13 protein-coding genes and 1 pseudogene are annotated in these 21819 nt (G+C 70.1%); 8 read left to right on the top strand and 6 right to left on the bottom strand.

Annotated features, from left to right (window positions below; translation table 11 throughout):
• Window positions 1-162: pseudogene (locus tag ACFVH5_RS37970) on the top strand (2-oxoacid:ferredoxin oxidoreductase subunit beta); the annotation flags it as partial.
• 83 nt (window positions 163-245) lie between these two features.
• Here ACFVH5_RS37970 and ACFVH5_RS37965 read toward each other — a convergent pair.
• Window positions 246-881, bottom strand: coding sequence for a TetR/AcrR family transcriptional regulator (locus tag ACFVH5_RS37965; protein ID WP_385838244.1), 636 nt, complete (start codon window positions 879-881; stop codon window positions 246-248).
• Window positions 882-1740: 859 nt separating this feature from the next.
• Here ACFVH5_RS37965 and ACFVH5_RS37960 point away from each other — a divergent pair.
• Both ACFVH5_RS37960 and ACFVH5_RS37955 read left to right on the top strand, forming a co-directional pair.
• A complete protein-coding gene (locus ACFVH5_RS37960; RefSeq protein WP_385838243.1) occupies window positions 1741-3063 on the top strand; it encodes an FAD-dependent oxidoreductase in 1323 nt (440 codons plus the stop codon).
• 127 nt (window positions 3064-3190) lie between these two features.
• Entirely contained in the window at window positions 3191-4030 is an 840-nt protein-coding gene (locus ACFVH5_RS37955) for an alpha/beta fold hydrolase (protein WP_385838242.1), read from the top strand.
• 47 nt (window positions 4031-4077) lie between these two features.
• Here ACFVH5_RS37955 and ACFVH5_RS37950 read toward each other — a convergent pair whose 3' ends face one another.
• Window positions 4078-4923, bottom strand: a complete 846-nt coding sequence (locus ACFVH5_RS37950) for an NAD(P)H-binding protein (RefSeq protein WP_385838240.1) — start codon at window positions 4921-4923, stop codon at window positions 4078-4080.
• 139 nt (window positions 4924-5062) lie between these two features.
• Window positions 5063-8323 (bottom strand): BTAD domain-containing putative transcriptional regulator, encoded by a 3261-nt coding sequence (locus ACFVH5_RS37945; protein WP_385838239.1) that lies wholly within the window; start codon window positions 8321-8323, stop codon window positions 5063-5065.
• A gap of 167 nt (window positions 8324-8490) precedes the next feature.
• On the opposite strand from ACFVH5_RS37945, the gene ACFVH5_RS37940 reads away from it, so the two are divergent.
• The 3 genes from ACFVH5_RS37940 (at window position 8491) to ACFVH5_RS37930 (ending at window position 12559) form a co-directional block, all read left to right on the top strand.
• Entirely contained in the window at window positions 8491-9102 is a 612-nt protein-coding gene (locus tag ACFVH5_RS37940; protein ID WP_385838238.1) for an NADPH-dependent FMN reductase, read from the top strand.
• 27 nt (window positions 9103-9129) lie between these two features.
• Window positions 9130-9885 carry a thioesterase II family protein gene (locus tag ACFVH5_RS37935; RefSeq protein ID WP_385838237.1) on the top strand — a complete coding sequence of 252 codons (756 nt, stop codon included), beginning with the start codon at window positions 9130-9132 and terminating at the stop codon, window positions 9883-9885.
• A 325-nt stretch (window positions 9886-10210) separates the two neighbouring features.
• The gene (locus ACFVH5_RS37930; protein WP_385838236.1) at window positions 10211-12559 is read left to right on the top strand and encodes a BTAD domain-containing putative transcriptional regulator; all 2349 of its coding nucleotides are present in this window, start codon (window positions 10211-10213) and stop codon (window positions 12557-12559) included.
• Window positions 12560-13629: 1070 nt separating this feature from the next.
• On the opposite strand, the gene ACFVH5_RS37925 is transcribed toward ACFVH5_RS37930, so the two are convergent.
• Window positions 13630-15246, bottom strand: coding sequence for an aspartate aminotransferase family protein (locus ACFVH5_RS37925; protein WP_385838235.1), 1617 nt, complete (start codon window positions 15244-15246; stop codon window positions 13630-13632).
• Window positions 15247-15437: 191 nt separating this feature from the next.
• Between ACFVH5_RS37925 and ACFVH5_RS37920 the strand changes: the two genes are divergently transcribed.
• Window positions 15438-15989: a flavin reductase family protein gene (locus tag ACFVH5_RS37920; RefSeq protein WP_385838234.1), complete on the top strand. Its 552-nt coding sequence runs from the start codon at window positions 15438-15440 to the stop codon at window positions 15987-15989.
• A gap of 561 nt (window positions 15990-16550) precedes the next feature.
• Here ACFVH5_RS37920 and ACFVH5_RS37915 read toward each other — a convergent pair.
• Entirely contained in the window at window positions 16551-16970 is a 420-nt protein-coding gene (locus tag ACFVH5_RS37915) for a YybH family protein (protein ID WP_385838233.1), read from the bottom strand.
• A 114-nt stretch (window positions 16971-17084) separates the two neighbouring features.
• On the bottom strand, window positions 17085-17417 hold the full coding sequence (locus ACFVH5_RS37910; protein WP_385838232.1) for a YybH family protein: 333 nt from the start codon (window positions 17415-17417) through the stop codon (window positions 17085-17087).
• Between the two features lie 293 nt (window positions 17418-17710).
• Here ACFVH5_RS37910 and ACFVH5_RS37905 point away from each other — a divergent pair.
• The coding region (locus ACFVH5_RS37905; protein WP_385838231.1) for a type I polyketide synthase at window positions 17711-21819 on the top strand (4109 nt) is incomplete at its 3' end.

Genomic DNA, 21819 nt, shown 5'->3' with positions numbered 1-21819 from the left:
GACACGCTGCACCACACGCCGATCGGGGTGCTGCGGGCCGTCGACCGGGCGGTGTACGACACGCAGATGGCCGAGCAGCTCGACTCCGCGATCGAACAGAACGGCAAGGGAGACCTTTCCGCACTGCTCACGGGCGGGGACGCCTGGACGGTCGTCGGCTGAAAGTCGGAACACCTCCGTGCCGCAGCCCGCCACCCGTCTGCGCGCCCTGAGCATCTGGAAGCGCTCGGCCAGGACGAGGCCGGTCAGGAGCGCGGCACCGAAGCGGTGCCGGGGTCGGACGCTCTGACGGTGTTTCCGATGAACATGTGCAGGCTCCTCCGGAAGGACTCGGGGTCGGGGTCGTCGAGAAGCGCGTTTTGGATCACGTAGCCGTGCAGGGCGCCGATCAGTACCCGAGCGATGCTGTCGGCGGAGACATCACTCGGCAGCAGCCCGCGCTCCTGGCGCTGGACGACGGCACGGCTGACGAGTTGACGCACGGCGTGGAAGGTCGTGTTGAAGAACGCGGCGAGCTCGGGGGAGCGTACTCCCTCCCCCCACACGGTCAGAATGAGCCGGGCGATGTCCTGCGTGACCGACAGGCGGTGGATGGCGCCGAGCATCTGGTCGAGTGCCTCATCGAGTGGGCGTGCGGTCTCACCACCCAGGGCCTCGTCGAAGGCACTGGTCAGCTCGTCGAGTGCGTCCGTGGCGATGGCCATGACGATGTCGTCCTTGCCATGGAAGTAGCGGTAGACGGCACCTGCGGACAGGTCGGCCTCCCGCAGAATGTCCTGCATCGAGGTGGCGTGGAAGCCATTGGTGATGAAACAGCGACGTGCCGCGACGAGGATCTGGCGACGGCGGGCGTCAAGGTGGGACTGGGATACGCGGGGCATGCGCCGATTGTAGAACGGATACTCGTTTCCCTACTTGCTTGCTTGTGTTCCCCACGAAAAAAAACGAACATTCAACTTACCCTTGATGTGTCCATTGCCTCTGTTGGTGATCTTGGCGCTCAGGTGCGGCGAATCCGGCCGTGTCGCACAGTGGTCGAAAGCGTGGTGCCCGCCATCCGCGTCACGTCCGCCGAAGTCGCCGGATCCCGCGCTGCGACCTTCACCGGCCCACCTTTCTCAGCTGCGTGAAAGCTCGACCTGCTGCGGGCCGGCGGAGGAGGCTTGTGCCGCACCGGTAATGCGCCTACCGCACGCGCGACGTGACGGTGCGTCTGGGCCCCAGGGATGTTGAACAGGGTGTGGAGTTCCGCCAAGGCCGTTCCCGGCCGAGCCCGGCTGACGCGTTGCGCGCTGGCGATGACGTCGAGGCGGGTTCTGACGAGGGTGACGGCGACGTTGAACACGCGCACGCTGTTGCCTCTCCACTCCGTCAGCTGGCCGCAGGGCGAGAACGACGGGTTCAGTGAGGATCGGGGCGGCGAGTCGGATGCCTGTCCGGTCGACAGTGGGTTACCGATCCGTTCTCGTCGGTGGTATGTCGGCTGGATCTCGACACGGTCGCGCGACCGCGCGGTGGCACGGTGTCGTGTCGGTGGGCGGCCAGTGGGTGCCGGACGCTGTCAACAGTGCATACGTAGGGCAATTACCGCACGATGGTCCGTCAGTTACCGGCCGGAGTTAGCGTCCACTCAGTAACAGCAAGCGTGCGTGTCCACCCACGCAGGTGGCGTGGAGTGTGCGCACGAGCGATGACGATCAGTGGACAGACGGACAGTGAACAGTGGAGAGGTAACTCGCCGTGAACAGTGACAAAAGGCGGCGGGCCGTGGTGATGGGCGCGAGCGTCGCGGGTCTGCTCGCGGCCAGGGTGCTGTCGGACACCTTCGGCGAAGTCCTCGTCGTGGACCGGGATGAGTTGACCGACAGCCCCGGTCGGCGTCGGGGAGTGCCGCAGGGACAGCACGTGCACGGGATGCTCGCGCGAGGGCAGCAGATCCTGGAGGAGTACCTCCCCGGTATCACCCGTGAGTTGGAGGCCGCAGGGGCGGTCATCGGCGACGTCTCGGGAAACGTCCGCTGGATCATGGATGGCGTGGCGATGAGTAAGGCGGACTCCGGGCTGCTGGCCGTGTCCGTCTCCCGGCCCGTGCTGGAGGCGCACGTCAGACGGAGGGTGCGCGCGCTGGCGAACGTCACCTTCCTCGACCGTACGGAAGCCGTCGGCCTGATCTTCGACGCGCGGGAGCGCCGGGTGACCGGCCTCCGGACGGTCGGCCGCGGCCAACCAGATGTGGTCGTGGAACTCCCGTCCGACCTGGTGGTCGACACCATGGGACGGGGTTCCCCGGTACCCCGCTGGCTGGCGGACCAGGGATGGCCGGTGGTTCCTGAGGACCGGACCAAGGTCGGTCTCACCTACACGACGCGGCACTACAAGGAGGGTGTTGAACCCTCCCCCGGGGACATCTCCGTGGACATCGTCGCCACCCCGGACAACCCCCGGGGAGTGATCTGCGCCCGCATCGACGGGGGGCGGCAGGTGGTGACCGCCTACGGGATACTTGGCGACGCGGCGCCCACCGACCCGGAGGGCTTTCTCGACTTCGTCAAGTCGGTGTCCTCACCGGAGGTCTACGAGGCGCTGGTCGACGCGGAACCCCTGGACGACCCGGTGTCCTACCGGTTCCCCGCCAGCCTGCGCCGTCGCTACGAATCCATGGCGAGCCCACCGGAAGGACTCCTGGCCATGGGCGACTCGGTGTGCAGCTTCAACCCGACCTACGGACAGGGAATGACGGTTGCGGCCCTCGGCGCGCTCGTGCTGGGCGAGCACACCGCCGGCGACGGTCCGCCCGATCCCGCCGCCTACTTCCGTGACCTGGCACGCGACGCAGTGGACGAGGCGTGGCGGCAGGCACTCAGCAATGACCTTGCCTTTCCCGATGTCGAGGGTGTCCGTACACCGGAGATCCTCGCCGACCAGGAGTACGTCGGACGGGTGCTGGCGGCGGCCCAGGAGAACGGTATGGTGGCGGCCGCCTACGCACGGGTGATCGGGCTCGTCGACCGGCCGGAGGCATTGCGAGCGCCGGCGGTGAGGGCCGCGCTGAAGGACGAGTGACCGCTCCGCCCGGCGTATGGCGCCTGCGGGCATCCCGGGCACCGGAATCCTCCAGTCGGCCGGGACCGCGGCAACGTCGGTCCGTAACCGCGTACCCAACGTTCTTTCTCCCTGGCAGGCAGGCCCGATGCAGATTTCCCTGAACGACCTGGTCTTCGACGTCGACGTGGCGGGGCCCGAGGACGGAGAACCGGTGCTCCTACTGCACGGGTTCCCGCACAATCGGCAGTCCTGGAGTGACATCACGCCGGTTCTGCATCGTGCGGGGCTGCGCACCGTCGCACCCGACCAGCGCGGTTACTCGCCCGGGGCGCGCCCCGAGGAGACCGAGGCATACGCGCTCCCGGAGCTGGGGGGCGACGCGCTGGGCCTGCTCGACGCCCTCGGTATCGGCTCGGCGCACGTCGTCGGCCACGACTGGGGCGCGGTTGTGGGGTGGTGGCTCGCGGCGCGGACTCCCGAGCGGGTCAGGACTCTGACGGCCTCCGCCTTTCCACATCTGGACGCCTACCAGCACGCGCTGCGGGTGGATCCCGAGCAGCGGGAGAACTCCGGTTACATCGAGGTCCTCAGCGCCGAGGACGCCGCCGACTCCTTCCTGGCCGACGGCGCGGCCGGACTCGAAGGGTGGTATCGGCAGGGCGGCGAGGGCGTGCTCAGCGAGGAGCAGATCCAGCGATACCTTCGTACGCACACCACTCCCGGCACGCTGAGGGCTGCCCTCCAGTGGTACAGGGCGGGCACCCTACGGGACGACAACGGGCCGCTCGGCCCGGTCGCCGTGCCGACCACCCATCTCTGGAGCGAGTACGACCCCTCGATCAGCGCGTTCGCCGCCGAGCGCACAGCGGACCATATGACGGGGGAGTACCGCTTCGTGCGGCTGCCCGGCGTCTCTCACTGGCAGCCCCAGCAGGTTCCGGAGAGGGTCGCGGCGGAGATCCTGCTTCGGACCGGGCACAGGTGACCGGCTCGTCGGCCGGACCGTGGAACGCTGTCTCCAACGCGTGCGTCTCAGGGACCCCAGGCCCCGGCATCCGCCGCCCTTGTAACGAACTCCGGGAAGTCCCGAGGAGTCCTGCCCAGCACCTGCTGGACGCCATCGGAGAGATGGGCGTCCTCGCCTTCCCTGAGCCAGCCGAACAGCTTCGCGACGAACCGGGCCTGCTCTGGCGGCACGTCCTGCGCAATGAGCCCGGCGACGTAGCTCTCCTCGGAGATCGGCACGTACCGTACGGGGCGGCCGGTCGCCCCGGCGATCGTGTCCGCGGCCTCGCGCATACCGACCGCACGTGGCCCGGAGAGCGCATACGTACGACCCTCGTGCCCGTCGCGGGTCAGGACCGCGGCGGCCACCTCGGCGATGTCCTCGGCGTCGATGAAGGGTGTCGTCCCGTCGCCGCAGGGCAGCCGCAGCTCGCCCGCGAGCACCGGCTCGCGCAGGGTCCGGTCCTCGGTGAAGCCCTGCATGAACCAGGTCGGCCGCAGGATTGTCCAAGCGGCGCCGGACTCCTTCAGCGCCTCTTCGGTGGCCAGCAGTTCGGGTTCCTGGGAGGTCGCCCAACCGCGCGCCGAGAGCAGCACCAGCCGCTTCACGTTCCGTTTGACGGCGTACGAGGCGAAGGCGCGCATCCGCTCGGCGGCGTGCTCGTCCTGCGCGTCGACCAGGTAGGCGCCGCGTGCCCCCGACACCGCCTCCTCCCAGGTGGACTCGTCGAACCAGTCGAACGGTGTCGGTGTGGAGCGGGCGAGGGCCCGGACGCTCTCGCCGAGCCGTTGCAACTCCTCCAGTACGCGTCTGCCGGTCTTGCCAGTGGAGCCGATGACCAGAAGGGGCCCGTGTTCGTTACCGCGTTCCATGAGACGAGTGGACCATGAACCAACCTTGGGGGTCGGGGGAGATGGCCGAAAGCGACGGGGTCGCGCGAACTGACTGCGGGCCGCGGGACGCTCGCGCCGGAGGGACTGGCGGCACCTGACAGTGCTCGCGTCACCGCGGTCAGGGGTCGCATGGGTCCGGCGCGAACCGTTCCTCCTCGTCGGCCGCGCTCTCGTGGTCACTGGCGGTGCCCGCCTTCCACTCGGTCAGGTAGACCTCCTCACCGAGCACGGCGCGGACCCGCCCGGAGATCCGCTCCACGTCCCGGCGTTCGGCCGGGGGCTGAGGAGCGCCCGCACGGGTCCTGGTCTGGGCCGCGGTACCCAGCAACCGTGCGGCCCGCCGGTGCCGGCCGGACAGTGAGTGAGCCCCGGCCAGACCCTCCAGAGCGAGCGCGACGGCACGTGAGTCGCCGGTCACCCGTGCGGTCGCCAGACAGTCCTGGTGCAGGGAGAGGGCGGCGGCCCCGTCTCCCCGCTGCTCCGCGATGAACCCCAGTTCCGCAAGGACCAGGGCGAGTCCGGTGAAGGCGCCGCGGCTGCGGTTCCACTCGCGCCACGGCCTCAGATGCTCCTCGGCGGTGTCCAGTCGGCCCTGGCGGCGGGCACCCAGTGCGAGGCCCACCTCGGCGAACTGTTCCACCGGCCGGTTCCCCTGGTCCACGGAGAGCCGCAGAGCCCGCCAGTGCAGTTCCTCCGCCTCCGTGAGTCGCTCCGCCAGCAGTGCGATCCTGCCCAGACCGGACAGCTTGCGGGACACCTCCGACCACAGTTCCAGCGATTCGGCTATGCGCAGTCCCTCCCGGTGGAGCCCCGCCGCCAGGTCGTAGTCCGCGTTGATCTCAGCGAGCACGCTCAGCACCTCGGTGGCCTTGAGCTGGCCCCAGGCGTCTCCCAGGTTGATGAAGTGGCCGCGGGCCTCCATGGCGTTGCCCCGCATCACCTCCAGATTGCCTCGGGCCATCGCGAGGGCGGCGCGCATGCACAGCGCCGCCGCCACTCCCCAGGGGTCGCGCAGCGCCCGGAAGTCGGTGAGCGCGCTGTTCATCCGTTGCTCGCCTGCGCTCAGGGCGCCCAGGCTCCACTCGGCGAACCCGAGGAACCACTCCGCCCTCGCCTGGCCCACGGTGCGTTCCAGCCGGTCTCCCGGTGTCGGGCCGATGCCGTCGGGTTCGCATTCGCCCAGCAGCATGCCGAGTCCGGTGTGCCAGGTCTGTGCCTCGGCCCGTTCCGCGGCTGGCGTGTCGCCGGCGATGGCCAGCGCGGTGGTCAGGGCGCGTCGTCCCTCGCCCAGTCTGCCGCGCAGGAACCAGTACCAGGCCAGGGAGTTGACCAGTCGCAGGGCCCATGACGCCGCGCCGGTACGCCGGGCCTCCTCTAGCACTCGCTGGAAATTGCCGGATTCGGCGTCCAGGATCTGCAGCCAACGTCGCTGCTCACGTCCGTGCAGGTGGGGCCGGGCCACCTCGGCGAGTTCGGTGTAGTGCCGCAGATGCCGGTCGGCGAGCTCGGTGGTCTCGCCGAGTTCCTGTGTCTTGTGCTGCGCGTAGGCGGCGATCGACTCAAGCATGCGATAACGCGGCGCGGAGGGGCTGTCCACCCTGATCACCAGTGACCGGTCCACCAGGCGCGCCAGGATGTCCAGTACCGAGTCCCCGACGATCCCGCTGTCGGCGCAGAGGCTCTCGACGGCTTCCAGCGTGCAGCCCTCGGCATGCGTGGCAAGTCCGCGCAGGAGTGTCTGCTCCTGCGCGCTGAGTAAGCTCCAGCTCCAGTCGATCGTCGCTTGGAGGGTCTGCTGGCGGGGCGGGGCGCCGCGGTAGCCGCTGCTCAGTATGCGGAAGCGGTCGTCGAGCCGGTCCACGAGTTCCTGGACGCCGAGTGCCCGCACCCGGGTCGCCGCCAGTTCCAGGGCCAGCGGCAGCCCGTCCAGCCGTCGGCAGATGTCCGTCACCTGGAGGGTGGTGTCGTCGTCCAGAACGAATCCCGGATCCACCGCCCTGGCACGGGCGGTGAAGAGCTGGACGGCACTGGAGCGCCGCAGTTCGGCGACATCGCTCTCCGACTGCGGCAGAGCCAGCGGCGGTACCGGCCACACCGTCTCGCTCGGTATCCGCAGGCCTTCCTGACTGGTCGTTATGAGAGTGATGTTCGGTGCTGCCTCCAGCAGCGATGTGACGAACTCGGCGACCGCGTCGATCATGTGCTCGCAGTTGTCCAGGATCAGCAGGAGACGCCGCGCGGCCAGTGCCTCGACGAGCCGCCGCACGGAGCCGACGGCGGATTCCGCGAAGGCCGATGCCCCGGAGTCCTCGCGGATGCCGATGACCGCCATTACGTGTTCGGCCAGCAGGCCCGGCCCGGCGGGCCGGTCGCTCCCGCTGAGCCCCGCGAGCTCCACGAGCCAGACACCGTCAGGGAACTCGACGTCCAGTTCCCGGGCGGTGGCCGTAGCCAGGCGGGTCTTCCCGACCCCTCCGGGGCCGGTGAGTGTCACGAGCTTGCGCCTGCGGGCCAGTTGCTTGATCTCGGTGAGTGCCTCGGCCCGCCCCACCAGGGGTTCGACCCCTGCGGGTAAGTTGGTGCGCGAGCGAGTGCCGGGGATCGTCAGCGTCACGCTCTCGCGATCCTGAAGTCCGGGGTCCTGGCGGAGTATGGCCTGCTGGAGTGCCTCGATCGCGGGCCCCGGAGTCAGACCCAGTTCGCCGTCGAGTCGGCGCAGCAGGTCCACGTAGCTGTCGAGGGCCTCGGAGGAGCGCCCGACGCGGTAGAGGGACCGCATCTGCACCATGCGCAGGCGTTCGCGGAGCGGATGGGCCGTCACGAGCGCGGTGAGTTCGCCGATCAGCATGCTGTGCTCGCCGAGTGCGAGGCGGGTCTCGGCGCGCTCCTCGACCGCCGTGAGGCGTTCCTCCTCCAGGCTGGCGATCGCTGACCGGGCGAAGGGTTCATCCGCGAAGTCGGCGAACGCGGGCCCGCGCCAGAGGTTCAAGGCGTCCGTCAGAATGGCGGCCTTCGCCCGCGGGTCCTCCGTGGTGCGGGCGTCGGAGATCCGGGCGCGAAAGCGGTCGGCGTCCACGGACTCGGGCGGTGTCTTGAGCGCGTACCCCGGGGCGCGGTGCACGACGAGTTCCCGGCCGCCGGACTCGGCCTCTTCCAGGGCGCGCCGCAATTGGGATACTTTGGCCTGGAGGGCGCCCGCCGGGTTGGCGGGGAGGGTCGACCCGGCCCAAAGGTCCTCGACCAGGCGGTCGGCGGGTACCACCCGGCCGTGGTGCGCGAGCAGGTCGGCGAGCAGGGCCCGGACCTTGACTTCGGGTACACGTACCAGCCTCTCCTTGGTCGCCCACACCTCCAGCGGTCCTAGCACCCCGAATTGCATGGTTCCAGCGTAACTCAGAGACCTCACAGGTCCCGGGGGTTTCCGCAGGTCACAGTTGCGGGGGAGGCGGGCCCGGACCGGGCCGAAGCAGACCCGAAGGAAACCCGAAGGCATATGCCGCACAGTGTTTTCCGCTGGGAAGGACCGGGATACGAGGGTGGGGGCGTATGCGTGACACGGACCGGCTGCGGCTGGTGATCATCATTGGCAGCGTCAGGAAGGGTCGGTTCGGACCCGTGGCCGCGGAGTGGCTCGCGTCACGAGCGCGCCTGCGGGAGGATTTCGACATCGATGTCATCGATCTAGCCACCGCATGGCTCCCGGACGTCATGTCCACCGAACTGTCGGCCTGCAAGCCGCAGGCCGTGCAGGACCTTGCACCGTGGCTGGCAGCGGCGGACGCGTTCGTGGTTGTGACGCCGGAATACAAACAGAGTTTCCCTGCCTCGCTGAAGAGCGCCATCGACTGGTACGACGAGGAGTGGCACGCGAAACCGGTGGGATTTCTCTCCTACGGCGGCGCGTCGAGCGGTCTGTGCGCGGTGGCCCACTTGCGGCAGGTCTTCGCCGAGGTGCACGCCGTGACGATCCGGGAGACCGTCAGCTTCCACGACTACCGCGAACGGTTCGACGACCAGGGCCACCCGTTCGACGTGGATGGCGGCCACGAGGCGGCCCGGATCATGTTCGACCGGCTGAGTTGGTGGGGTCGGGCCTTGAGGCAGGCACGCGTGGCCGAACCATACGGATGTTCCGCAGATCTGCACGCGGGAGCGTGAAACGTGCCCAGAGGAGTGAGAACCCCCATGGACAGCAAGTGGTTCCGGCGCCTCGGCCCGCCCGGTCCGTCCGACCCCAGCCTGCCCGGACTGGTCTGTTTCCCGCACGCGGGCGGTGCGGCCAGCGCCCACAGCGGGCTGGCCCGTCTGCTCGCCCCGCACCTCGACGTGCTGGGCGTGCAGTACCCGGGCCGTCAGGACCGCAGGCTTGAGCCACCGGAGCCCGACATCACCGCACTGGCCGTCCGGATCGCGGCCCGGCTCATGGACGGTGGCGGCGGACCCCGCTTCTTCTTCGGGCACAGCATGGGAGCACTCGTCGCCTATGAGACGGCTCGCGCGCTGCGACGCTCGGGCGCTCCCGGGCCGCAGCGGCTCTTTCTCTCCGGCCGGGGTGCCCCCGCCCGGATGCCCGCGCCGCACGACCGGCTCAGGGGCGACGCCGAGATCCTGGCCGCTGTACGGCGGTTGGGCGGCACCGACGCCGCCGTGCTGGACGATCCGGACCTCGTCGACCTGGTGCTGCCCGCACTGCGGGCCGACTACCTGGCGCTGGGCAGCTACCGCTGGGCCCCGGAGCCCTCCCTTGACACGCCGGTCACCGTTCTCGTTGGTTCGGACGACCCGGTGGCCCCGCTCGACACGGCGAAGGAGTGGAGCGAGCACACCGCGGGGGAGAGCGAGACGCTGGTCTTCCCCGGCGGGCACTTCTATCTGAACAGTCAACTTGACCAGGTGGCCGCGGTGATCGTGGAGAGAGTTGCGGCCCGGCCGATCTCCTAGCGGCGTCCGTCCTGACCGTACCTGCCGGGTCCGGTGCGGTGTGGACGCGGGGCATCGGCAGGGGTCCGCGGGCGGACCGGAACGGCCGGGTCTGCTGGGCGTTCGTGCGACAGAGCGTGCGGCGCGCGGCACGAAGAGATTCCGCTCGTGAGGCGGGTGACGCCGCTCCCGAAGCGCGGCCCCCAGCCGTGCGGGACGGGCAGACCCACTCGGACCGGCGCACGGCCTCTCGTGTCCGCCGAGGCGGGGCGGAGGCCCGTACCGAGCCGTGGCCGGCGGCTCAGCATGCATTGAATCAGCACACTTAACCCATGAGGGGACAAGCGTGGAGTTCAGGATTCTGGGTCCGCTGGAGGTGTCGTCCGGAAAGCAGGCGGTACCGCTGGGGGGCTTCAAACAGCGTGCCGCGCTCGGGCTGTTACTACTGAGGGCGAATCGGGTGGTGGCCACCAGCGAGATGCTGGGCGCCCTGTGGCCGGAGGAAGACCTGCCGGTGACCGCCAGAAAGATCGTGCAGAACGCCGTGTGGGGACTGCGCGCCATCCTTGCCGACCTGCCCGACGACCCTGGCTCCGGACCGGTCGAACGCCCCGAACTCCTCACCCAGGCACCCGGATACACCCTGCGGCTCGACCCCGAGCGGCTGGACGTGAATCGTTTCGATCGCCAGGTCGCCGAGGGCCGGGCCCGGCTGGTGGCCGGCGACCCGGAGCGGGCGGCCGTCCTGCTGCGCGCAGCGCTCAACGAGTGGCGCGGCCCCGCCTTGGCGGACCTCGTTGAACATGGCGTCGACTGGCCCGAGCTCACCGCTCTGCGACAGCACAGGCTGGATGTCATGGAGGACCGCTTCGAGGCGGAACTGGCCTCCGGCCACCACCAGGAGGTGCTGGGCGAACTGGTGTCCCTGGTCGCCGCGGAACCTCTGCGTGAGCGGCTGTGCCGGCAGCTGATGGTCGCCCTCTACCGCTGCGGCCGACAGGCCGAGGCGCTCAGTGTCTTCACCCGGGTACGGCGCGCGCTGGTCGAGGAGTACGGCCTGGAACCCTCCCGCGACCTCCAACTGCTCCAGCAGAGAATCCTCACGCACGAGCCCTCGCTGGCCGCTCCGGCGGAGACGGGGCCCGAACGGCAGATTCTTGCGACGGTAAGGCCGTTGTACGATGCTCCGCTGCGCGAGGCGGTCCTGCCGGTCGACGATGACCACCTCCCTCTGGACGACGAGCGACTGCAGGTCCGGCCCCGGGTCCCCGCGCAGGAGCGGCAGCGGGAGGAGACCTTCCCCTGGCCGGAACGGCCGGCGGGACAGAAGCAGTCGCAGTCCGCCGGCTGTTCCGGGGGCCCGGTGGCAGAGCGGCGACAGGTCAGCATCGTGCTGGTGCGCGTCGGATTCGCCGACGAGCAGGCCACACTCGCGGGAGACCGGAGCGCCCTGTCGCTGCACGACACGGTCAGCGCCTTCACCGAGGGTGTCGAGGAGTCGGGTGGCACGGTCGTCGGGTCGCTCGGCTATGTCTCCGTCGCCCTTTTCGGGCTGAGGGGCGACCCGGCGGCGGCGTCGCCGGACGCGGTAGCCGCTGCGCTAGCCCTGCGGGACCGATTCCACCGGATGCAGGGCCCCACCTTCCACGCGGTGGTGATCGCGGGGGTGGCGCTGGTCCGCCACGATCCTCGCGACCCCACCGCGCCGGTCACCGTCGCGGGCCGGCTGCTCGACGATGCCCACACCCTGCTGACCGCCGTACCGCCGGGCGAGGTGTACGTCAGTGCCGAGGCCCGTGTCACGGAGGTACGCAGACGGCACCGGCCCGTGGCCGACCTGGAGGCCGACCTTGAGGTGGCGCGACGGCGTACACAGCGGGAGACGTCGGACAGGCCGTTCGCACCGCAGGACGAACCGGCGGGCCACGAGCGCGCACTGACCGCGCTCACCGACCTGTTGTACCGCTCCCGCAGACACGAGGCACCGCACCTGGTGACGGTTCTCGGTGAGGAGGGCGTCGGCAAGACGCGGCTCCTGGAGGACTTCGAACTTCGGGTCTCGCTGCGCTCCCCGCAGGTACGGATCGTACGGGTGGGCGCGGCCGAGGACGGTGGCAACGGACCGCAGCTGGCCAGGGACATCCTGGCCGAGTGCTGCGGTCTGCCTCCGGGCGCAGGGTCGGACAGCCGGTTCACCGAGGCGGTCCACAGACTGGCCGGGCATCCGGCCACCGCCGACCGTCTGCTGCATTCTCTGCATCCGCTCATGGGCCCCGCCGCGCGGGCAACGAGTCACCAGGAGGTGCACGACAGTTGGATCGAACTGGTCACCCTCTCGGCACGGGACCGGCCTCTCATACTCTGCTTCGACGACATGCACCGCGCGGGGGACGACGTCCTGGACTGTGTCGAACGGCTTGTCTCCACCGCCGGGTCGGTACCCCTGTTCGTGGCCGCCTCCGCGAGGCCCGACCTACTGGAGCGGCGGCCCTACTGGGGTAGCGGACAAGGCCACACCGGAGTCCTTACGCTCGGCAGGTTGCACGGGCCGCGGGAGGACCTCCGCCTCCGGTTCGGCGGACTGGGCCCCGACGACGAGACGGTGCCGACGGTCGGCAACGTCCACCAGGAGTCGCGATGGGGCCGGGCATTCGGCGGTCATGAACCGTCCGCTGCCCGGCACGCGGAGAGATGACCACGCAATGGCCTTGTCCGGCACGGGGCTTGCTTCCCTTGGAGGCATGGATGACAACACGTTCACAGCGAACCTTGTCCAGCGGCCCGCCCCCGGCCCCGACCTGACCCTGGCCGGGCTGGTGGGAAGAACGTTCGTCGAGGCCCTCGACACCGGACTGCGCCGGGCGGGCGCCACCCAGCGGTCCGGACAGCGGACCGTCTCCGCGGCGCCGCCCGCGCCGCGAACTGGTGCTGCCGTCCCGGAATCCGGCCGGCGTGGGGAGGAGGATGAGGTAGCCCTGCTCCACCGGTACGCGGCTGCCATTCTCCGGCGATTCGAGACCTCGCTCCCGCTGGTCGTGCCCCCGAGAAGTGTCACCCGTCGGGTGTCACGACTCTCTCTGGCCGCCTGGGGCCGCAGTGTGCTGCGGTCTGCCATGTGCCTGGACCCACGGTCTTCAGAACATGCGGTTCTGCCGGCACCGGGGCACCAGGTCGTCGCGGCGGCCCTGCTTCTGGAGTGCGCGGCCATGGTTCTGCCGTCCGGACATCCCGCGACGGCGGCCACGATCGGTGCGCTGGCCCGTGCGATCCGTACTCTGCCCGGCGATCGGGGCACCGCGGCCACACCGTCGCAGGGCAGCGCTGGCCGGGCGCGGCAGGCGAATGGCGCCGGGTGAGGACGAGCGATGGTGGCGCGGGGGAGAGCCGGAAACGTGAGCGCCGCGGCTGCCACAGGCTGGTGCGGGTCTCACATCAGTCCTACCGGCAGGCCTTGCGCGTGACAGGCCCGTACGTCCTGCACGGAGGTGGGACGAGGCCGGCCCACGGCCGGGCGTCCACCGGTTCGGCGAGCGGGATGCTTCCCTCAGGGAGAGAGCGTCGTGAAGGGCCGGGCCTGCCGACGGGGCGCCGGCCGTCGGAGCGGGCGCGCCGCTGTGCCCCCGCCGTCGGGAGACTGTCACCGTGAGGGGTGCACGGCCCGTCGGCCGGAGAGCTTCGGCCAACCCCTGGGCGACACCACAGCACGACGCAGGAACGCCCGCCGTCCAGCGGCAGGACGTCCCCACGTCGTGCGTGTACGTCTGATCAGCGCCCGGGAGCGCCCACGAGCCGGTCGCCGGCCTCGTCCCGCAGGATGTGGCAGACATCCCTGAGCCCGGCCTCCAACTGGGAGATCTGCTCGTCGGAGAGGTACAGGGACGGTTCGAAACGGAGGGTGCCTACGGCGCTCGCCGTGGGGAAGGTACGGATCGCGTGCCGGTGCAGCAGGTGTCCGGCGAGCACGTAACCGAAGAGGCCGCCTTGCGCCGCCTCCCGCAGGATCCGCGACGACGATTCGGACTGGTCGCGGAACTCCATGCCGAGCATGAGTCCCTTGCCCCTCACGTCCTCGACCACCTCGGGGAAGTCCTCACGCACCGACGTCAGTGCGGCCCGCAGTGCGGCGCCCCGTTCCACGGCCAGCCGGTACGCCGCACCGTCGTCCGCCTCCAGCAGTTCCAGGACCTTGAGCGCGATGTGGCAGGAGAAGCTGTCCTTGGCGAAGGTCGAGCTGTGGACGATCTCGAACGCCTTGCGGTAGCGGGCTTCGCGGACCAGCAGCACCGAGGTTTTGGCGATGCCGCCGCCCAGAGTCTTCGCGAGTGTGTAGTAGTCGCCCCGCAGTCCGATCTGGGAGCTCGCGAGCAGGGTTCCGGTACGGCCCATGCCGCTCTGGATCTCGTCGACGACGACGGGGCAGTCGATCTCCGCACAGAACCGCTGGATCTCGGCGCCGCTCTCGGCCGACAGGACGTGGATGCCGCCCTCGCCCTGCACGGGTTCCACGAGGAAGGCGCAGAACACCGGGAACTCACGTGCCGTCAGGTGGACCCGGCCGTCGGAGACGGTCAGATCCCACACGGTCCGCCGTTCCTCGGCGTGTATCTCCTTGAGCGCTCCGGGCCGCTCGCGGGGGACGAACCGGGCCTGGGCGGCCAGTGACCTGAAGGGGGTGCGGTACGCCTCGTTGTGCGTCAGCTGCACACTGGCCGCCAGCTTGCCGTGGAAGCCGCCCTCCAGGGCCAGGAACAGCGGGGGCAGTGCGAGCTGTTCGGTGTTGTGGCGGATCAGTTCGTCGGCGAGTGCGTCGAAACCGCCGCCGGGCGGCGGGGCGGTGACGCCCAGCTGCTCGTAGGCCAGGTCTGTGACCTCCGCCGTGCCCGCGGCCACCGCGGAGCGGGCCCGCTCCAGGTTGACGGTGAGTTCCTCCTGGAGCTCCAGCAGCCGCATGCCGCGGTCCAACTCGGCGTGCTTGACCGCGGCCTCGACGGCCTCCGCCCCGGTGTTGGCGAAGATGGCGAAGTACGGTTCGTCGGTGCGGAGTTCCCTGTGGATGATCCGATTGAGTGCGGCGGCGAGGCGGTTGGCGTAGGGGTGCCGGGAGAACTGCGCGTGCACGGGTGTCCCCGCGTCCAGCAGCTCCCGCGCGCGCTCGACGATCGCCGGGTGGTTGTGGCCGAACAGGACGGAGCCGTACCCGCCGGCGTAGTCCACCACCGGGATCTCGGTTCCGTCCTCGCCGAGCCGGAAAAGGAGGTTCGCCTCGGCGCGGACGTATTCGACCGCGAGTCCCGCGGTGCCCAGTACTTCGCGCAGGAACGGCTCGGCGAGTTCCAGCTCGGCGGATTTTGTGTCGGGGGATGCGGTGTCAGTGGGGTCCATGGGCCCAGCGTGCGCCCGTGGGGTAAAGCGGCAGTCACTGAGAAGTCACCTGTCGGGAGCCGGTGTGCCGAGGTGGCCCGGTTACCCGACGGTGGAGGTCTGCCGCCTCGCCGCCGCTACGTTGATGAACGCCTGCCCGTGTGCCGAACCAGAACGGGTTGAGCGTGCCCCAACGATTCGGAGAAGGTGGCATGAATCCCGCGTCCGCTGAACTCGACTCCTCAGAAGCTCCCCCTCCTGAGCCGCGCCGGGTGGGCCCGGACCGGCTGAGGGACGTGATGTCCGCTTTCGCGACCGGCGTCACGGTGATCACCGTGGGCCGGGAGTATCTGCACGCCATGACGGCCAACGCGTTCAGCTCTCTCTCCCTCCAACCGCCCTCGGTACTCTGCAGCGTGGGACACGGCGCGGTGATGCACCAGGCACTCACCGCCGCCGGTCGGTTCGCCGTGAACATCCTCGACGCCGAACAGGAGCCCCTGGCACGGCACTTCGCCGACAAGACACGTACGTTGGGGGCCGCGCAGTTCGACGGCGTCGAGTGGCGGCCGGGCGAGCATACCCAGGCGCCGCTGCTGGCCGGATCGTTGGCCTGGGTGGAGTGCGAACTGACCGCGGCGCACTCCTTCGGCGACCACACCATCTTCATCGGGACGGTCCTGGACGCCGGCCGGGACGGTGACGGTCAGGGCCTGCTCTTCGTCAACGGCGCCTTCGGCCGCCCGGAGCCGTCCGTGCGCTGAACAGCCGCCCGTACGAGGGTGGTCCGGCTCTCAGGGAGCCCCGGGAACGGTCCTTGTCCCCGGGGCTCCCGGCGCGTCCGCGGTTCTGCCCGAACGTCCTGCGGGAGACCGTGTCCCGTCCGTGCGGCCCGATGACCAGCATGCGACCGGACGATGGACAGCCGTATGCCGGCCGCGTCGTGCCGAACGGTCCGCCGGGGAGTCACGCACGGGTCCGGCCGGTGCCCGCCTTCTGCGATTGTCTCCAGGGCGACAGCCCCCGATGATTCGGTTCCGCCGGGCCTGAACGACATTCGAAACGGACTCCGTCCCGTACCGCGCGGGCCGGGCATGACGGTCCGGTCCCGGCCGGACCACGTGAGCGGCCGCAAAGGAATTACTGTGGCTGGTTTCGCGAGAGGCTTCCGAGGGTTTCCCGTACCGGGCGCGACAGGTTGCCGCGGTCTTGACCGGAGCCATCGGAAATGGCGGTCGGCCATGACGGTGTGCGGACATGTCTGATACCCCCGGAAGCGGATCCGGGGGTATCAGGACCGAAGTACCGCGCGAACGCGGTGGCCGCTATTCGGCAACCAGTCCGGTCGCGGCGACCGGACGGTCGATGGCCATCAGCCAGCGCCCGTCCTCGACGCGCCGCAGCACGTCCGTGCAGTTGCCCTCCAACAGGAGCGGCTCGCCGTCGGGGCCGGTGGTCTCGATGCTGTAGTCGACGCCGATCAGTGCCACGTCGCCCGCGACGTAGGAGTGTGTCACCGACGCCTTCAGGCTCGGCTTCGAGGCGAGGAACTCCTTGAAGAAGGCCAGCCGGGCCGCGCCGGTCAGGGGCTCACCCGAGAAGTTCGAGATGGAGTCGTCGAGGTAGAGCCGGTTGAACAGCTCGCCGTCACCGGAGTTGAAGACCTGGATGAAGATTTCGTTCTGGATGTCGGTGTCACTGGTGAGGTCAGGGTTCTCGGGATCGAAATCAACGGTGAAGGCCATGGTGGACGGCCCGCCTCTCTGTGATGACCGAAGGTGTGGGGATGTGCCGTTGTGGAGAAGTGCCGTGGGTGAGGAGTGCCGGTGAGGGCCGGCCGAGCGGGTGCGGACCGTGTCTCAGCCCTGGCCGTACGGGTCGTCGACGGCGTACCGCCAAACCTTGTCGTCGCCCAGGCGCAGGACGTCCACGCCGACGCCCTCCATCCGCTCGGGTGTTCCGGAGTCGTCGACCGTCTCGATCACCCAGTCGACGATCAGCAGCGCGGTGTCACCGGTGACGAAGGTCTGCCGGGGAACGGCGGTCATTTTCGGTCCGCGTGCCATGAAGGCACGCTGGTAGTCCCTTCGGGCGTCGCCCGACAACGGATTGCCAGGCTCCCACACCGCCACGGCCTCTTTTGTGTAGAAGCGGTCCAGCGAGTCGAAGTCCCCGGCGTTGAAAGCCTCCACGTAACGAGCGGTGTGGTTTTCGGGGGTCCCGGTGAGTTGAGACATGCGAGATTCGGCCTGCCCTTCTGGGATGAGGTGGCTGAGTTCCACGTACCGTGACGCTATTTCATGACGTGCAACACCCCGGGCACCGGCGGGTAATGCGGTGATCTTCCACCGGTCCTGGCTTCGAATTACTCGAACGAGTCCGCACGTTGAATTTCCGGGGAGACCGACTGCCTACGATCGAGGCACAGGATTGCGTCAATTCTTTGGGTCGGCGGTCAATTCAGCCGGAAGGGCAGTCGAGCGCGATGACGAACCAGCAGCACCTGGAGACACCCGTGGCACCCGGGGACCGGCACGAGGCGGTCGCGGTGGTCGGACTCTCGTGCCGTCTGCCCGGGGCGGACGGTCCCGCGGCGTTCTGGGATCTCTTGAGCAACGGGCGGGACGCCCTCCGGGACCTGCCCGACGACCGCTGGCGGACGGCGGTGGGGGACAGCTCCGCTCCACGAGACGCCACCGGCATGCGGAGGGGCGGATTCCTGGACCGCGTCGACACCTTCGACGCCGCCTTCTTCGGCATCTCGCCCCGTGAGGCCGTCACGACGGACCCGCAGCAGCGGCTCGTGCTCGAACTGGCCTGGGAGGCACTGGAGGACGCTGGTGTCCTGCCGGGCTCGCTGCGCGGCAGCCGTACCGCCGTCTTCGTCGGAGCGCTGCGCGACGACTATGCCGCCCTGCTCTACCGAGACGGCGAGCGGTCGATCACTCAGCACACCATGGCCGGGGTCAGCCGTGCCGTCATCGCCAACCGGGTCTCGTACCACCTCGGGCTCCACGGCCCCAGCCTGACCGTCGACTCCGCCCAGTCCTCCTCACTGGTCGCCGTGCACCTCGCGTGCGAGTCACTGCGCTCGGGAGAGTCGGACGCCGCGCTCGTTGCCGGTGTCCACCTCAACCTCCTCGCCGAGAGCGCCGTCACCACGGAGCGGTTCGGCGGACTGTCTCCCGACGGGACGTCCTACACTTTCGACGCGCGCGCCAACGGATTCGTCCGCGGTGAGGGCGGCGGCGCCGTCGTCCTCAAGCCGCTCGACCACGCCCTGCGGGACGGCGATCACGTCTACGGAGTGATCCGGGGCAGCGCCGTCAACAACGATGGCGCGACCCCGGGCCTGACCGTTCCTGGCCGCGCCTCCCAGGAGACCGTGCTGCGTGAGGCGTACGCGCGGGCAGGAGTCGACCCGGCGGCCGTGCAGTACGTCGAACTGCACGGCACCGGCACACCCGTCGGAGACCCCGTGGAGGCGGCCGCGCTCGGAGCGGTCCTCGGCAGTGGCCGCCCCGCCGGCCAGCCCCTGCGGGTGGGGTCGGCCAAGACCAACGTCGGCCACCTCGAAGGTGCCGCCGGCATCGTCGGACTGATCAAGGCACTTCTCGCCCTGCGTCACCGACGTCTCCCCGCGAGCCTCAACTTCCGTACGGAGAACCCGGACATACCGCTCAGGCGGCTCGGACTCGCGGTACAGACAGGTCCGTCCGACTGGCCGGACCCCGAAGGGCCGCTGCTGGCGGGCGTCTCCTCCTTCGGGATGGGCGGTACGAACGCACACGTGGTCCTCACCGGTCATCGAGCGGACGACCCGGCACCCCGTCCGGACAGCGACGACGCACGCGCCGTCATTCCGTGGGTGCTGTCCGCCCGGAGCGGCGCCGCGCTGCGCGCCCAGGCCGAGCGGCTGCACGCGGCAGTCCGCGCCGAGGAAGAGCCGCACCCCGACGACGTGGGCTTGACTCTTGCGGCCCACCGCACCGTCTTCGACCACCGTGCCGTCGTGCTCGGCGACAGCCGTGCCGCGCTGCTGGACCAACTCGCCTCGCTGGCAGGGGACATGCCCGCGCCCGGAACGGTGACCGGGGTCCGGCGTCCCGGCGGGACCGCTCTGCTCTTCACCGGCCAGGGCGCTCAGCGCATCGGTATGGGCCGCGAGCTGCGGCGCGCCTTCCCGGTGTTCGCCGAGGCCTTCGACGAGGTGTGCGCTCACCTCGACCCGCTGCTCGACCGCCCGCTCGGCGAGGTGGTCGAGACCGGGGAGGGACTGGTCGAGACCGGCTTCACCCAGCCCGCGCTCTTCGCCGTCGAGGTGGCCCTGTACCGCCTCGTGACCTCTCTGGGCGTCGTCCCCGATCAGGTGGCCGGTCACTCCGTCGGCGAGATCTCCGCCGCTCATGTCGCCGGCGTCCTCTCCCTCGCCGACGCGGCCCGTCTGGTCGCAGCCCGCGGCCGCCTCATGCAGGAGCTGCCGCCCGGCGGCGTGATGGCTGCGGTGCGGGCCACCGAGGACGAGGTGCTGCCCCTGCTGGCGGAAGAACCCTCGGCGGCGGTCGCGGCCATCAACGGACCGCTGTCGACGGTCATTTCCGGCGAGGCGGAGGCGGTGGAACGAATGGTCAGCCGTCTGTGCGCACAGGGCAGGAGCACCCGCAGGCTGACCGTCTCGCACGCCTTTCACTCACCGCTGATGAACCCGATGCTCGACGCGTTCCGCGAAGTCGTCGCCACCCTCACCTTCCGTGAACCCGTCCTGCCGGCCGTCTCCACCGTGACCGGAAAGGCCGTCGCTCCGGGGCAGTGGACCTCGCCCGAGTACTGGGTGGACCAGGTGAATCACCCGGTCCGGTTCATGGACGCCGTGCGCACGTTGGAGGACGCCGGTGTCACGGCCCTGCTGGAGATCGGCCCCGACGCCGTCTGCTCCGCGATGGCCGCCGAGTGCGTGCGCGACACGCACAGCACGGTGTCCGTGGCGGCCCTGCGCTCCGGCCGCGACGAACCCCGTACCCTGCTCTCCGCCCTTGCCGCCGTCTTCGTTCGCGGGACGGACGTCGACTGGGCGGCCGTGTACGCGGGTCGGGGCGCCCGGCGGGTCCCGCTGCCCACGTACGCCTTTCAGCGCGAGCCGTACTGGATCACCGGCACGCCCCGCGGCGAGCACCTGCCCCCGGCCGACGCCGTCCCTGCCGAGATCTCCGCCGAGGCCCCGCGGCCCCCGGTGGGCACCGCGACGGACCTGGACGCGCTCGTCACCGCGCACATCGCGGCCGTACTGGAGTATTCCGACGACCGCCGCGTCGAACCGCACACCAGCTTCAAGGAGCTGGGTTTCGACTCGATGATGTCGGTCGAACTGCGCGACGCGCTGTCCGCCGACACCGGACTGCGGCTCCCCAGCGGGCTTCTCTTCGACCGGCCCACGCCCGCCGCACTCGTCGACCACCTTCGCACCCTGACCGAGGGCACGGACACCGTCGCTGAGGAAACCGTCCGGCGGGCGAGCGCCGAACAGGAGCCCGTCGCGATCATCGGCATGGCCTGCCGCTTCCCGGGCGGGGTCGTCTCGCCCGAGGACCTGTGGCGTCTGGTTGCCGACGGCACCGACGCCATCTCCGGCTTCCCCGCAGATCGAGGCTGGGACGAGGACCTCTACGACAGCGACCCGTCCAGCAACGGCCGGAGCTCCGTACGCGAGGGCGGCTTCCTGCACGACGCCGGACGCTTCGACAACGCCTTCTTCGGGATCTCCCCCCGCGAGGCACTTGCCATGGACCCGCAGCAGCGGCTGCTGCTGGAGACCGCCTGGGAAGTGGTGGAACGGGCAGGCCTGGACGCACACACCCTCAGTGGCAGCCGTACAGGTGTCTTCGTCGGCGCCACCGCCCTCGACTACGGACCGCGCATGCACGACGCCCCCACGAGTGTCGAGGGCCATGTCCTGACCGGTACCACGCCCAGCGTGATGTCCGGCCGAATCGCCTACCAGCTCGGCCTCGTGGGACCCGCGGTGACCGTCGACACGGCCTGCTCCTCCTCACTGACGGCCCTGCACCTTGCGGTGCGGTCCCTGCGGTCGGGCGAGACCTCGCTCGCCCTCGCCGGCGGCGCCACCGTCATGTCGGCGCCCGGCATGTTCGTCGAGTTCTCCCGGCAGCGCGGTCTCGCCGCCGACGGACGCTCCAAGTCCTTCGCCGCCACCGCCGACGGCACCTCGTGGGCCGAGGGTGTCGGCCTGCTGCTGGTGGAACGCCTCTCGGACGCCCGCCGCAACGGCCACCCCGTGCTCGCCGTCATCCGCGGCACCGCGGTCAACCAGGACGGCGCGAGCAACGGCCTCACCGCGCCCAGCGGGCCCTCCCAGCAGCGCGTCATCCGGGACGCGCTGGCCGACGCGGGACTCGCCCCGGCCGATGTGGACGCGCTGGAGGCGCACGGCACCGGCACCCGACTCGGCGACCCCATCGAGGCCGAGTCCGTCATCGCCACCTACGGGCAGGGCCGTGAACGGCCGTTGTTCTTGGGGTCGTTGAAGTCGAATATCGGGCATGCGCAGGCGGCTGCGGGTGTGGGTGGTGTGATCAA

Origin of the sequence: Streptomyces sp. NPDC127119 (genome assembly GCF_042677425.1) — a bacterium.
Lineage (GTDB): Bacteria > Actinomycetota > Actinomycetes > Streptomycetales > Streptomycetaceae > Streptomyces.
Note: the sequence above shows the minus strand (reverse complement) of the source record. Positions and strands in the feature narration are given on the sequence as shown.